The sequence below is a fragment of the Nocardia sp. NBC_00881 genome, assembly GCF_045207455.1.
Taxonomy (GTDB): domain Bacteria; phylum Actinomycetota; class Actinomycetes; order Mycobacteriales; family Mycobacteriaceae; genus Nocardia.
In genome coordinates this window covers 1,995,434-2,008,676 of the sequence record NZ_CP108798.1, presented here as the reverse complement: position 1 = coordinate 2,008,676, position 13,243 = coordinate 1,995,434, and the positions used below count along the sequence as shown (strand labels likewise).

Here is a 13,243-nt window from a genome sequence, read left to right as displayed (position 1 = left end):
TTTCCATTAGGCAAGGGGATGGGTAATCTGAGATCTATGGCCGACCCGAGACCGTCAGTGGCATCACATGGTGCCGCCTCCACCCGCGACCGGTTGCTCGATGCCGCCGCACGGCTCTTCTACGAACAGGGCGTCCACATCGGCGTCGACACGTTGTGCAAAGCCGCCGGTGTGTCCAAGCGTTCGATGTACCAGCTGTTCAGCAGCAAAGACGAGCTGCTGGCTGCCAGCCTGGAGCGCATCGCGCCAAACCATCAGGCCGCACTGCTGCCTGCCGACGACGTCGGATCGCCCCGTGAGCGGATCCTGCACGTCTTCGAACGGTTGGAATACTTGGAGCCGGTCCAGGATTTTCGCGGCTGCCCGTATGTCGCGGCGGCGGTGCAACTCAAGTCGCCCGAGCATCCGGCCAGTCAGGTCGCTCGCCGACAGAAGGACGGGCTGACCTCGTTCTTTCGGGACGAGGCCGAACGCGGCGGCGCATACGACCCCGCCCAGCTCGCCCGACAGCTGACCCTCGTCTTCGACGGAGCCAGCGCCCAATCGGTCATCCAAGCGCAGCAGCTCGACGGTCTCGCCGTCGCCACCGCAAGCACCCTTCTCGACGCTGCGGGAGTCGGTAAACCCTTGCCGAACAAAGTTATCGGCCAAGCCGCTACCGCGGCAAACGCTCCCGCGCAATAGCGGGCAGATCAAGGGGATGAGCTTCCTACAGATCCATCAGGACCAGACCTTCGAATATTCGCCGCGTGTATTGGGGCGGTCAGAGTCGCTAGCCGAGTCCGAGATCGGTGGCGAGTGCCGCCGCGGTCGCCGGGTGGCGTCCGAGCAGGGTGGTGAGTGCCCTGTCGGCGGCGGGACTCGCCTCCTGGCAATCCGCGTCGTAGCCGAACAGGGTGACTAGGGCGTCGCAGGTGGCGGGGTGATCGGCGAGCAGATCGGTTGCTGGTCCGCGCGGTGCGGTGGCCGGGGCGGGTTCGGCCGACCACGGCGGCACCCAGGCGTCCACGGCGGGAAGCGCGCCAGGGAAGGTGCGGTCCGCCTCGCGAACCAGCGCCGGGACCAACTCGCCCCCCTGGTTGCGCAGGGTGGCGATCAGGGCCGGCAGCCACGGCAGCAGGACCTTATCGGGAAGCCTGCCGAAGGCTTTCGACAACAGTTCCACGGCAAAGGGTTTCAGCGCGGGGGCCGGATCGATGGCGTGCACGAAACCGGCAATGTACTGCGGAAACGACGGCAGCACCAGGGGATTGGCGAGCATGGCGTCGCAGCGTTCGCGCAGTTCCGTCAGTGGCAGCAGCCCGAGCTGGAAGCGGGCCGCCCACAGCAGTGCCACCTTGGCTGGTGCTTCCGGATGGGATTGCAGTACGGCCAGTTCCAGTTGAGTGTGATCGCAGCCTAAGGAGAGCGCGAGGTGCTCCATGCCGAACAGGAAGCCCAGCATGGCCGCGATCTGACCGGTGCTCGTGTCCTCGTTGGCAAAGGCGGTGGGCAGCAGGGTGCAGTAGTGCGCGTAGCCGGCGGTGACGAAACGCCCGCACCAATCCGGAAGGCCATCGCTGGTCGTGCGGAAGTAGTTGAGCAGCAGGCGGATTCGCTGCAGCACCGCAGGAGCATCATCGGCCGTCTGTTCCGCCGTGAGCAATTCCACGGCGCGGGAGCCCAGTTCGTCGGCGAGTCGGACCGAACCCAGGTATAGCAGGGCGTCCTCGACCGCCGACAGGGCGATCGTGACGGTGGCATCCTGTTCGTTGACCACGCGGCGCAGCCGCTGTTCGAGCACCTGCTCGACGGTGACGCCTTCGTAGCCGAGCTCTACCAGCGACCGTTGGTATTTGCCGAGCCCGAGATCCCAGCTCTCCTGAATGGACTTCGCGCCGAGGGTGCGCGAACCCATGATGGGGCGGATCGCGTCCGGGGGCAGCAGCCGGCGCAGCAGCCACAGCAGATCTGAGCACGGGTGCAGGTCCGGATTCGCCCCCAGATCGAGCAGCGCCCGCTGCAGTGTGCGCTTGGACAGATCCAGGCCCAGTGGCTGCAGCCGGTCGAGCACATCCCGCGCCAGCGGCGGTAGCGCTGCGTAGCCGACCTGCCCGATCCGATCGCCGCCGAGCAGAACTTCGCACAACCGGCGCACATCCCGGCGTCCTGGCACGCGGTCCTTCTCCAGGCAGGTGATCGCGGCGTCCTGGAAGTCATACGGCGTCGGGCGGGTGCGATTGCGCATGCCTGCCAACAGGATCGAGGTCTCGAAGATCGCGATGGCATCGGCGGTGCTGGCCAGGTAGCCGTTGCGCCGGGCCGAGCGGACGATGTCGACTGACCACTCCAGCAGTTCGGCCTCGTCCAGCGGATCCAACCGTGGCGGCCGGGACAGAAACCCGGAGAGATGATCGGCCACGGCGGTCGCAGGTTGCTTCGGGGCGATCTGCTTCTTCTTGGCTCGGGACCGCCCGCTTTGTTGTCCTTCCAGCTGGAACGGTCGCAGCTTGTTGCGCCGCAGTCCTTTCGACCACGTGGCCGCAGCGATGGACACCGCACCGCCGGCCAGGCCGAACTGCGCCTCGATGGCGGAGTGGCTGGAGGGGATCAGCCCGTAGTGCCAGGTGGTGGCCGAGCGCGGCGTGATCTCGAACGGCGCGTCCGAGTCCAGGCCGAACTGCTCCACCCGGCTGGCTGCATGCGCCGCGCCGCAGACATACAGGCAACGCCGCGGATCGGTACCGGTGGCCGCCAGATGCTCACGCATCCGCGTCCACATGTACCGCTCCCGGTCCTCGTCGACCTCGGTGCCGCCCCGGCGCATGCGCAGGAACAGGCTGCCGATCATCACCATGACCTGGCGGTAGGTGTCATAATCGGCGTCGGTAAGAGGCTGTTCGACATACTGGTCCCACCACTCCGACCAGTGCCGGACCTTGCCGTGGTGCAGTAGGTACTGCTCGAGTTCGGCAAAACGCGGGCGCAGATCACCGATCTCGATGCCAACCGCCTCGCCGTGCAGTCCCCTCTCTGGGTTGTGCGACCCGTCGTCGCGCGGCTCGGACGTCGCCGGCTCGTCTTCCCGCGGCGACCACTGGAATATGTGATCGGTGGAGCGGTCCACCAGAACAAGTTCGACGCCGGGAGTGTCCAGCGTATAGGCGATGGCCTGGTATTCCGCCGACGATTCGGTGATGGGCACGACGATCGACAGCGGCGCCCATTCGGCCGGAAAGCCGTCGATCTCGTTGGCGAAGGCCTGCAGCGCCACTGGCAGGCGGCAGTTACGCAGCTCGTCGAGCAGTGGGCGCAGATCCTCGCACAGTTCCAGATAGATGACGCTGGGTTGTTTTTCGTGCAGGCGGCGCACCATCGCCAGCGCGGAGGCGGGCGAATGATGGCATACGGGAAAGATTTCCAACCGCTCCGACAGCGCCCGGTCGACATCGCCGACCATGCCTGCCAGGATGTCGCCGGTCGCGCCGGTATCGCCTCCGAACACGGAGGCCGCGTCGGTCAGCTGTTCCTGGAGCGCCGCGAAGGGATTCACGAAAGCCTCGCGATCGCCGCACGTCCGCCCTCGAGGAATTCGCCCCAGGCTCCGTCCTGGTTCTTGCTGCGCGGCTCGACCACGCCGTGCAGGTACTTGTTCAGGATCGCGAGATCTTCCGGTGTGCGCCTGGCCAGGGAACCGACCAGCGAACCAGCAAGGGTCTCAGCACGCAACTCGCGTTCACCGAAGAACTGGCTGTGCAGGATGGCGTCCTCGAGCACGCCGATTTGCTCGGCGGTTGACAGCGCCGACTCGAGCTTGTCGTCGTCGTTGGCAGCCGCAGCGGCGGCGGCACGCAGGTCGGCGAAGCTCTCCAGCAGGATGTCCAACAGCGTGGGCGGCAATTCCAGCTCGATCTGATGGCGGCGCAGTAGTTCCTGGGTGCGAAACCGCACGATCTCGGCCTCGCTGCGCTTGTTCGACACCACCGGGATGCGCACGAAGTTGAAGCGCCGCTTGAGCGCCGAGGACAGATCGTTCACCCCGCGGTCGCGGCTGTTGGCCGTGGCGATGATGGAGAAGCCGGGTTGCGCGAAAATCACATTGTCGTCGTCGAGTTCGGGAATCGAGACGTACTTCTCCGACAGGATCGAAATGAGGGCGTCCTGCACATCGCTGGTGGCGCGGGTCAGCTCCTCGAAGCGGCCGATCACGCCCTGCTCCATAGCGGTCATGATGGGCGAGGGGATCATCGACTCCCGGGACTGGCCCTTGGCGATGACCATCGAAATGTTCCACGAGTATTTGATGTGGTCCTCGGTGGTGCCCGCGGTGCCCTGCACCACGAGCGTGGAGTTGCGGCTGACGGCCGTGGCCAGCAGTTCAGCCAGCCAGCTCTTGCCGGTCCCCGGATCGCCGATGAGCAGCAGGCCGCGGTCGGAGGCCAGGGTCACGATGCTGCGTTCGACGAAACTGCGGTCGCCGAACCACTTCTGCTCGATCTTGCGGTCCAGGCCGTCGGCGCGTTCGGAACCGAGAATGAACAGCCGCACCATCTTCGGGCTCAGCCGCCAGGCAAAGGGCCTGGGGCCGTCATCGATGGATTCCAGCCAGTCCAACTCCTCGGCGTACTTGACTTCGGCGGGCGCGCGCAGAACGTCGTTCATGATGGGTAGGTCTCCTAGTCGAGAAAGTTCTTGAGTTCGTACACAAGCTTCTGAATGCTTCCCGAAAGCACCGGGGCACCAATGTGTTTGAAGCGTCCACGGAACCATGGGTTGATGCTCTGCTGGCCGGAGCTGTTCACCGAACCCACCGGGATGAGCTTCACCCCGGAACGGTGGACCGACTCCATGCTTTCGAACAGCTGCTGGCATTCCCATTCGTAGAAGTCCGAGATCCATACCAATACAGTGTTTTTCGGGTCGGCGATCTTGGGTTGGACCAACGTCATGGCGACGCGGCCATCGGTGCCGCCGCCGAGGCTGGTACGCAGCAGCACCTCGAACGGGTCGTGCACCCACGGGGTCAGGTCGAGAGCATTGGTGTCGTAGGCGATCAGGTGCACGTCCACTTTCGGCAGTCCGGCGAAGATCGAGGCCAGGATGGTGCAGTTCACCATGGCGTCCACCATCGAACCGGATTGGTCGACCACCACGATCATGCGTGCGGGTACGGTGCGTTTCGCGGTGTGCCGGTAGAAAAGCCGGTCCACATAGAGGCGCTCGTCCTGCGGATTCCAGTTGGGCAGGTTCTTCCAGATGGTCCGGTCGATGTCCAGGTTGCGCAGGATGCGCTTGGGCGGGACCGATCGGTCGATGGCGCCGACGCTGGTCTGCTGCACCTGGGTGCGCAGCACCTCGGCCACCTGATCGATGAACCGCCGGATGAGGGCCTTGGCATTGGCCAGCGCGGCGCCGGAGAGATTGTTCTTGTCCCGCAACAGCTGTTCGATCAGCGACATGCTGGGAGTGAGCTGCCCGGCCAGCTGGGAATCGGCCAGCACTTCGCGCAGGCGCATGCGAGCGACCAGGTCGGCCTCGCATTCGGCGAGCGCGCCGAGCACTTCGCCGGACTTCGCGTCGCCGAGGGTGCGGATCAGCCAGTTCGCATCACTGTGCCAGCCGGCCAACTGGGTCGCGGTGACCGAGCCGGTCCCGGTAGCGAAGATGTTCGACAGCAGTTTGGAAACCAGTGCGGCAGTGCGCACATCGCTGTTGTCGATGCCCTCGCCCTGTTCGCCGACATCGGACACGACTGGCGTGTGCTCCGCGTTCCCGGTGAGATCCAGCGCGTCGAACTCCGGTCCCAGCTCCGGGAACCGCTGCACCACAGTGTCTATCGACACCCGGGGGTCGAGCACCACGGGTGAAAGACCGATATCCTCGACGATGCCCGCGCTCGCGGATTCCAGCGAGGGTTGCGGGTCGCCGGTGAAGACGCCGGCCAGCAGACGCCAGTACAGGATCTGGCGCCGAGTCTCGTGATTGGTCATTTCCGCAGCAACCGTCCCGCCCGCTCACGCAGCACCGCTACGGCGTCTCCCGCCTTCGCCTGCCGCTTGGCCACTTTCGGATCTGTCGGACCGCACGCCCAGTCGCCATTGTGTAGGGCGACGAGCTGAGTCCTGACCTTGCGCTGAATGGCGAGCGGGCGCAGGCTCCAGCGTCCGGCGTCCCAGCGCAGCAATCCGATGCAGGCGACGGAACCGGATACCGCGGCCGCGGTGAGCGGTCCACTCGCCGGCAGACGATCCAGTTCGACGGCGAGCTGGTGCCCGTCCAATTCCAATGCGCCGTCTTTGATCCGGTATCCGTGGACCAGGACAGGTTCGGCGATGTGTACCGGATCCCGGTCCAGCGGAGCGGCGGCTGGTGCCAGCGCACCAGCGAGCCGCACGGCCGCCGTGGTAAAGGGATCCGCCGGATCGCCGACGCTCGCCCGCTCGTCGTACCACACCAGATCGCCGCTTGCCGACAACGGCATGTCGGTGAGCGCCAGCGCGCGGTGTTCGGCGAGCGCGGTCAGCAGGCGGGGGTGCTTGCCGAGCAGTTGCCACACGGCCGGGCCGACGATAGTGTCCACTTTGGCGGCCGCAATGCTCACGCGCACGGTGCGAGCCGGTGCGCTGGCTGACTCCAGCACGCCGTAAACCTGTGCCTGTACGGCAGTCCCGTGTTCGTGCACATCCACACCAAGCGGCAGAAGCTGCCCGGAAGCCGTCTCCGGCATGCTGACTTCTCCGCCGCGCCAGGATAAGAGCAGCGCTCGCGTCCACAGGTCCGCCCAGCGCCGCGCAGGCAGCCGATCCATGGTGGCGACGGGAGCCGAGGCGCCCAGTTCGGCGGTCAATCCGTCCAGCAGGACCGCGAGCCGCCGCAACGCGGGCTCGGCCAGCAGTCCCCGCACCGTCTGATCGGCTGCGGAAACCAGGGCATGGTCCACGGCGCGCCATCCGGCGATAGCGAGCTCACCCAGCCAGGCGCGGCTGCCAACGGCCAGCGCATGCGGCGCGGCGGGGATTACGGCAGGTTGTACCCAGGACAACCGTCTGCGGCCCAGCGCCGTGTCCAGGTGTTCGAGTAGTGCGTCGTGTACAGCGCCGAGCAGTGCGGCCCGGCCGGCCGCCAAGGCGGACAGCTGATCCGGTCCGATCATGCCGGTGCTCAGCTTTGCGACCGCCTCGGCCACCGGGGTGGCCAGCGGTGATCCGGTAACGGCACCTGCCAGCGACCGCAGTGCCGCTGCCTGCCGATCGTCGACGCGGGCAAAGCCGACCACCAGCGCATCGTCGAAACCGGCCACCACATCCTGAGCCCCCGCGACGCCCTCCGGCGCCTCGCTGAGTAGTTCGCCCAATTGCACACCGAACATCAGCTGGTCACCCCCGTCGCCGGAAACCACTGCAGTTCAGGAATCGCTGTCACGCTCCCCGGCAGTTCGAGATACGCCAGATGTCGCAAGAACCGGCTGAACACCACTGCGGCAGGAGCTGGATCACGAGTTCCATCGAGAGCCGTGGCAAGACACCCGCCTTCGGGGACCTCGATCCGCAGGTATCGAGCCACCCGACCCTGCCCGTACTGCAGCACGGCCTCGTCGATGAGCGCGTCCAGGTGCTTGCAGGTCCAGCTTCCCGACAGCCCGCCGCACGGCCGGTTGTTGTTGGTGCTGCAGCTGAGCCCGTGCGTGCCGGCCGTCACCGAGGCTACGTACACGCGTCCGATATCGGAGCCGCTGGACACCACGCCCTGCAGCCGCCCGTCGGACAATTCGACGAACGGAACTTTCGCCAGTTTGCGAGGTGCGGCGGCGTACACCACCTGTACCACCGATGAGGTCCTCCAATCTGGTTGTGCTGGTTCACTATTCGCCTTCGGAACCATTGCTGTCCCTCTCGTTCGGTCGCGATGTCGATCAAGCTATGCCATCCCACCGACAGGTTGGCGGCCGCCGATCCGAGTGGTGCGGCTCGGCCTTCGCGCGAGGAGGTGAGCCGCAAAGCGGGTCGGAGCATCGAGTGGGTTGACACCTGCGGTGGGAGCTGGACAGAGGACTTGCAGTAGGCGCCTCGGAACTGATGGCCATCGGCTCGGGAGCATGACGACTGGACGGCTGGCTGTCCGTGCGGCGGGATGCGGGGATCGGCGATCGGGGTGGCCACCGGCGATCGCTCCAGCACCGGGCGTGTTGCTGTGTCAGCCGTCTGCTCTCCGGCGACGCACCGAAAACTCTTGCCTAACAGTGCGATTGCCCACGCTATCGACTCCGTATACGGCCCGGGGAAATCTTTTGCACCTATTGAGTGAGCCGTTGTCCAATGGTACGTTACTTGAGTCACATGCCGCTCGGGAAAGTCGAGGGTGCCCGATGTTGAAATCGTCCGACAACGAACGCCTCGTGCGGGTGGGTAGCGGAACTCCGATGGGCGAATTGATGCGTCGTTACTGGCATCCGATCGCGCCCATCGCGGAACTGGACTCCAGCCCGCTGCGCACGAAAGAGGTGCGCCTGCTCGGCGAAGACCTGGTGCTGTTTCGAGATCGCAGTGGGCGACTGGGGCTGATCGATCGCTACTGTTCGCACCGTCGAGTGAACCTCGCGCTCGGCATGGTCGAGCAGGACGGCATCCGATGCCCCTACCACGGCTGGAAGTTCGCCACCGATGGTTCGTGTATCGATCAGCCCTTCGAGATGACCATGCAGGGCAACGATCACTTCGCCCGTAGCTGTGGCATACCTGGGTATCCGGTCCAGGAACTGGCGGGGCTGGTGTGGGCATATCTCGGCGCCGGTTCCGCACCGCTGCTGCCGCGGTGGGCGCCGCTGGTGTGGGGGGAGGCCGTGCGCGACATTTCCATTGCCGAGCTACCGTGCAATTGGCTTCAGTGCCAAGAGAATTCGCTCGATCCGGTGCACACCGAGTGGCTACATACCAACTACCCGAACTATCTGCGCCAGGTCACGAACATGGGGGACGAGACCCGGTTCGAAGGGCTCGGCCCGACAGCGGGCAAGCGGCATCGCCGAATTCGCTTCTACGACTTCGAATACGGCATGGCAAAGGCGCGAATGGTGGAGGGCGACACCGGAACAGAGGAGGACTGGACCGTCGGCCATCCGGTGATCTTTCCGCATATCCTCGTCACCGGATGCCAGTTCGCCTACACGATGCAATTCCGGGTGCCGATCGACGACACGCACACCAATCACATCTCGCTCTACGTCTTTCCGACAGCGCCCGGAACCAAAGCTCCTCGGCAGCGGCAGATACCGTATCGCTACGTACCGCTGAAGGACGAATTCGGCGACTGGATTTTGAATTTCAGCTTCAACCAGGACTACATGGCCTGGGTGGAGCAGGGTGCCATCGCTGAGCGCGATCGGGAGAAGCTGGGCGTCTCCGACACCGGCATCATCAAATACCGGAAGCTGCTGTTACGCGAACTGCGCAAGCTGGAGCAGGGTGACGAGCCGATGAACGTCTTTCGGGATCCGGCGGCCAACGTCTGTGTCGACTTCCCTCGCGAGCGCATCAAACACGGCATGGTGACCCGCCCGATCTACAAGCCCGGACCGGGCGAGGTCAGCGGAATCGCGGGCGAATACGGCTGGAGTTCCGACACCGCGCTCATCGAGCAAGCCCTCGCCACCTGGGACACGATTCCCGAACATGCCCGTCCGGCCCGCACGAAGGAGACCGGGCCGCATGTTCGGTGAACGACTCGCGACCGCGCTCGCCGCCTGGCCGGACCACCGCCCCGCCGTCGTCGACGAGGAACACACGCCCCCGCGGGTGATGACGTTCGGTGAGCTGCGGGTGGCGATACGCCGATACCGCAGGCAACTCGCCGCGCTCGGCGTCGGCCCCGGGCATCTGGTGCCGCTGCTCACCCGGCAGACCCCGGAATCCGTCGCGGTGGCCTGTGCACTGCTACTACAAGGTGCGGCGTTCTGCTTTCTCAGCGAACGGTTTTCGCCCGGCGATCGGCGCTGGCTCATCGAGCGGATGGATCCCATCGGAGTGCTCGTCGACGAGTTCGGCACCGGACTGCTGTCGGACGACGACCAGGCCGCGTTCCCTCCGATTCGAGTGCGGCCCGGCGGCCTCGATCCATCGGCGGACGAGGTTCGCGCCGGTTCGGCCGGTTTTCCCGGCATCGCGGAGGCGCACTTCTCCTCGGGGTCGACCGGGCGGCCGAAGGCCGTCCTCGGCACCCGCCGAGGGTTGGAGCACTTCGCCGACGTACAGATCGTCGGGAGCGGCATCACGGCGAACGACCGGCTGTTGTGCAACGTCGGTTTCGGCAGCAATCTCGGGCTCGTCCAGATATTCAGCACGCTGTTCACCGGCGCGGCACTGCATTTGAGCCGAGCCAGGGGCAAAGAACTCGGCGACGTGATCAGGCGGTCGGGGATCACCGGCCTGGGCGGTGCCACGCCGATGTGGACGGCCGCTCTGGCGACCGGCGCCGTCGACGAGCCGCTGTTCGGCGACGTGCCGACGCTGCGCTACATCTTCACCGGTGGACTGCACATGCCGCGCTCACGTCTGCGACAACTGTTCGCCCGTCTCGGCGCCGGTGTACGCGTATTCGAGATCTACGGACAGGCCGAGGTGCGGCAGATGACGCACTTTCCGATCAACGCACCGGAGCACCGGCACCGGATCGACAGTGTCGGACGGGCGGTCGAGGGCTCCACGCTGTTCATCGCGCGCGATGAACAAGCACTGGCACCGGTCGGTACCGTCGGCGAGATCGCCCATATCGGGCCCGGGATCATGCACGGTTATCTCGGCCAGCCGGAACTGACGGCGACCCAACTGCGTACCCACGGCGCCTTCCCCGGACAGACGGTGGTGTACACCGGTGACCTCGGTTACCAGGACGAAGACGGCTACGTCTACATCAAGAGCCGTGGCTCCCGGGTGATCACGCTCGATGACGGGACCCGGGTATGGCCCACCGATGTCGAGAGTGCGCTCGCCGCGCACCCGGAGGTTGTCGATGCCGTCGCGGTGGGCGTGCGCGTGGACGGCCACACCGCGGTCGCCGTCGCAGTGCTGGCTCGCGATGGCGTCGATGCGGCCGAGCTGAGTACGGAACTGGTACACGCGCTGCCCACATCCGCGGTCCCCGCGCACATCGCGATCTGGCCGGAACTACCCGTCACGCCGAACGGGAAACCCGCTGTGGCACAGATCGCGACGATGCTGGCAGCCGAGATCGACGGTGCGTAATGGACACAACGACGCGAAAAGCGCCGGCGAACATCATCGACAAAATCTGGGCGCAGCATGTCGTGGCAGACCTCGGCGGTGGCGCCTGCGTCCTCCATATCGATCGTCTCATGCTGCACGACCGCGGCGGTGGGCTGGTGTTGCGCAAGCTGAGCGATGCGGGCACACCCGTGGCGCGACCGGAGTCGGTGTTCGCGACAGTCGATCACGTCGTGGAGACGAAGCCCGGCCGCACCGATCGGACATCGGTGCCGGGGGGTGCGACGTTCATCGGTGAGCTGCGCGCGGGAGCGCGCCGACACGCGCTGCGCCTGTTCGACGTGAACGACCCCGGTCAGGGCATCGTCCATGTGATCTCCCCGGAGACCGGGATCGCACTGCCGGGAATGACGTTGTCCTGCAATGACAGTCACACCTGCACGGTCGGTGGTGTCGGGGCGCTCGGCTGGGGCGTGGGCACCACGGAGTTGGAGTACGCGCTCGCCACCGGATGTGTGCTGATGGAGACGCCGCGTCCGATGCGGATCGAATTGACCGGATCGGCGCCGGCGGGTACAACCGCCAAAGACCTGGTGTTGCATCTGATCGGTGTGGTCGGCGCCGACGGAGCACGCGGATATGCGGTCGAATTGGCCGGAAACGTGGTGCGGTGTATGTCGATCGAGGAGCGTTTGACGATCTGCAACATGGCCGTCGAATTCGGCGCGCGCACCGCGATTGTCGCCCCGGACGACACCACCTTCGAGTTCCTGTCCGGCACACAGCATGCCCCGACGGGTGCTGCCTGGGACCAAGCGCTGAGCCAGTGGCGCGCCCTGTCCTCGGATCCCGGCGCACCCTATGCTGCGGCACTGTCGGTCGCCTGTGATTCTGTTGCTCCGCAAATAACTTGGGGGACGAGCCCGGCGCAAGTCGTCTCTGTTCATGGCCGCGTCCCCGCGCCCGAAGGAGTACGGGCCGACGACATCGACCGGGCGCTGCGCTATATGGGGCTCTCCCCTGGGCAGCCGGTTCTCGGCATACCGATCGACGTGGCGTTCATCGGATCCTGCACGAACAGTCGCCTGTCGGATCTGCGTGCGGCGGCGGCGGTGCTGCACGGCCGGACCGTCGCCCCAGGTGTGCAAGCGATCTGCGTGCCCGGTTCACAGGAGGTGAAGCGCCGAGCCGAACTCGAGGGTCTTGCCGAGGTGTTCGTCGCCGCAGGCTTCGCCTGGCGCGAGCCGGGGTGCTCGATGTGCTTTTACGCCGGAGGGGAAGGATTCGGCGGCCGCCGTGTGATCACGACCACGAACCGGAACTTCGAGCACCGCCAGGGGCCGGCGACACGCTCCCACTTGGCAAGCCCGGCTACCGTCGCCGCCTCGGCCGTGGCGGGTGCGATCACCGACCCGAGAGCACTCTGATGGCCGGCTCGACCCGCACCGGGGTGGTTGCTCCCCTGCTGATCGATAACGTGAACACCGATCTCATCATCCGTTCCCGCGACATTCCGCCTCGTGCGGGCGACGACTGCGGCCAGCACCTGTTCGCCTGCTGGCGGGGCCGGTCCGATGCACCGTTCGTGTTGGACCGCCCCGAATTCCGCGCGGCGAGCCTACTGCTCACGGGGGCGAACTTCGGCTGCGGCAGTTCCCGTGAGGCCGCGGTCTGGGCGCTGCGGGACGCCGGCATCGAAGCGATCATCGCGCCGAGCTTCGGATCCATCTTCGCCGCCAACTGCGTGCAGAACCAGATCGTGCCCGTGGTGGTACCGAGCAGCTGGATCGGCGATATCGCCGCCATGATCACCGCCCGCACGACCATCGCACTCACCATCGACATCGCGCGGTCCACGGTCGTGCTCCCGGACGGGCGCTCGGTGCGGTTCGAGCTGACGACCGTGCAGCGCATGCTGCTGAGTACCGGCCGCACGGCCATCGACCTGATCCGTGCGCACAGCAGCGCCATCGCCGACTTCCAGTCTCGCGACCAGCACCGTCGACCGTGGATCTACCAGGATCGATAACCATCATCGGAGAGGACGT

At 66.0% G+C, this 13,243-nt stretch carries 10 protein-coding genes and 1 pseudogene; 6 read left to right on the top strand and 5 right to left on the bottom strand.

What is annotated here, in order from left to right; translation table 11 throughout:
- Positions 1-36 precede the first annotated feature (36 nt).
- Positions 37-684 carry a TetR/AcrR family transcriptional regulator gene (locus OH799_RS08065; RefSeq protein ID WP_406277281.1) on the top strand — a complete coding sequence of 216 codons (648 nt, stop codon included), beginning with the start codon at positions 37-39 and terminating at the stop codon, positions 682-684.
- Positions 685-772: 88 nt separating this feature from the next.
- Here the strand turns inward: OH799_RS08065 and OH799_RS08060 are convergent, their stop codons facing one another.
- Entirely contained in the window at positions 773-3,484 is a 2,712-nt protein-coding gene (locus OH799_RS08060; RefSeq protein ID WP_406281907.1) for a DUF5682 family protein, read from the bottom strand.
- Between OH799_RS08060 and OH799_RS08055 the strand changes: the two are divergent.
- Positions 3,385-3,624 (top strand): annotated as a pseudogene (locus OH799_RS08055) (hypothetical protein); the annotation flags it as partial. The gene OH799_RS08060 and the pseudogene OH799_RS08055 sit on opposite strands and share 100 nt — an antisense overlap.
- Here the strand turns inward: OH799_RS08055 and OH799_RS08050 are convergent.
- Genes OH799_RS08050 through OH799_RS08035 form a run of 4 tightly spaced genes read right to left on the bottom strand, consistent with a single transcriptional unit; the run spans position 3,529 to position 7,806 of the window.
- A complete protein-coding gene (locus OH799_RS08050; RefSeq protein WP_406277278.1) occupies positions 3,529-4,641 on the bottom strand; it encodes an AAA family ATPase in 1,113 nt (370 codons plus the stop codon). The pseudogene OH799_RS08055 and the gene OH799_RS08050 sit on opposite strands and share 96 nt — an antisense overlap.
- 14 nt (positions 4,642-4,655) lie before the next feature.
- A complete protein-coding gene (locus OH799_RS08045; protein WP_406277275.1) occupies positions 4,656-5,969 on the bottom strand; it encodes a vWA domain-containing protein in 1,314 nt (437 codons plus the stop codon).
- Complete coding sequence (locus OH799_RS08040) at positions 5,966-7,348, bottom strand: hypothetical protein (protein ID WP_406277272.1); 1,383 nt, start codon at positions 7,346-7,348, stop codon at positions 5,966-5,968. Before OH799_RS08040 ends, OH799_RS08045 begins: the two co-directional genes overlap by 4 nt.
- Complete coding sequence (locus tag OH799_RS08035) at positions 7,348-7,806, bottom strand: hypothetical protein (RefSeq protein WP_406277269.1); 459 nt, start codon at positions 7,804-7,806, stop codon at positions 7,348-7,350. Before OH799_RS08035 ends, OH799_RS08040 begins: the two co-directional genes overlap by 1 nt.
- Before the next feature lie 538 nt (positions 7,807-8,344).
- On the opposite strand from OH799_RS08035, the gene OH799_RS08030 reads away from it, so the two are divergent.
- Genes OH799_RS08030 through leuD form a run of 4 tightly spaced genes read left to right on the top strand, consistent with a single transcriptional unit; the run spans position 8,345 to position 13,224 of the window.
- Positions 8,345-9,694 carry a Rieske 2Fe-2S domain-containing protein gene (locus OH799_RS08030; RefSeq protein WP_406277266.1) on the top strand — a complete coding sequence of 450 codons (1,350 nt, stop codon included), beginning with the start codon at positions 8,345-8,347 and terminating at the stop codon, positions 9,692-9,694.
- Positions 9,684-11,216 carry a class I adenylate-forming enzyme family protein gene (locus tag OH799_RS08025; protein WP_406277263.1) on the top strand — a complete coding sequence of 511 codons (1,533 nt, stop codon included), beginning with the start codon at positions 9,684-9,686 and terminating at the stop codon, positions 11,214-11,216. The genes OH799_RS08030 and OH799_RS08025 overlap by 11 nt, the downstream gene beginning before the upstream one ends.
- The gene (locus tag OH799_RS08020; RefSeq protein WP_406277260.1) at positions 11,216-12,622 is read left to right on the top strand and encodes a 3-isopropylmalate dehydratase large subunit; all 1,407 of its coding nucleotides are present in this window, start codon (positions 11,216-11,218) and stop codon (positions 12,620-12,622) included. The genes OH799_RS08025 and OH799_RS08020 overlap by 1 nt, the downstream gene beginning before the upstream one ends.
- Complete coding sequence (gene leuD, locus OH799_RS08015; protein WP_406277257.1) at positions 12,622-13,224, top strand: 3-isopropylmalate dehydratase small subunit; 603 nt, start codon at positions 12,622-12,624, stop codon at positions 13,222-13,224. The genes OH799_RS08020 and leuD overlap by 1 nt, the downstream gene beginning before the upstream one ends.
- The last annotated feature ends 19 nt before the right edge of the window (positions 13,225-13,243 follow it).

Bases quoted from the DNA above. Each gene is read 5' to 3' on its own strand.
- OH799_RS08065 (WP_406277281.1), top strand. From the start codon at position 37: ATGGCCGACCCGAGACCGTCAGTGGCATCACATGGTGCCGCCTCCACC.
- OH799_RS08050 (WP_406277278.1), bottom strand. From the start codon at position 4,641: ATGAACGACGTTCTGCGCGCGCCCGCCGAAGTCAAGTACGCCGAGGAG.
- OH799_RS08045 (WP_406277275.1), bottom strand. From the start codon at position 5,969: ATGACCAATCACGAGACTCGGCGCCAGATCCTGTACTGGCGTCTGCTG.
- OH799_RS08040 (WP_406277272.1), bottom strand. From the start codon at position 7,348: ATGTTCGGTGTGCAATTGGGCGAACTACTCAGCGAGGCGCCGGAGGGC.
- OH799_RS08030 (WP_406277266.1), top strand. From the start codon at position 8,345: ATGTTGAAATCGTCCGACAACGAACGCCTCGTGCGGGTGGGTAGCGGA.
- OH799_RS08025 (WP_406277263.1), top strand. From the start codon at position 9,684: ATGTTCGGTGAACGACTCGCGACCGCGCTCGCCGCCTGGCCGGACCAC.
- OH799_RS08020 (WP_406277260.1), top strand. From the start codon at position 11,216: ATGGACACAACGACGCGAAAAGCGCCGGCGAACATCATCGACAAAATC.
- leuD (WP_406277257.1), top strand. From the start codon at position 12,622: ATGGCCGGCTCGACCCGCACCGGGGTGGTTGCTCCCCTGCTGATCGAT.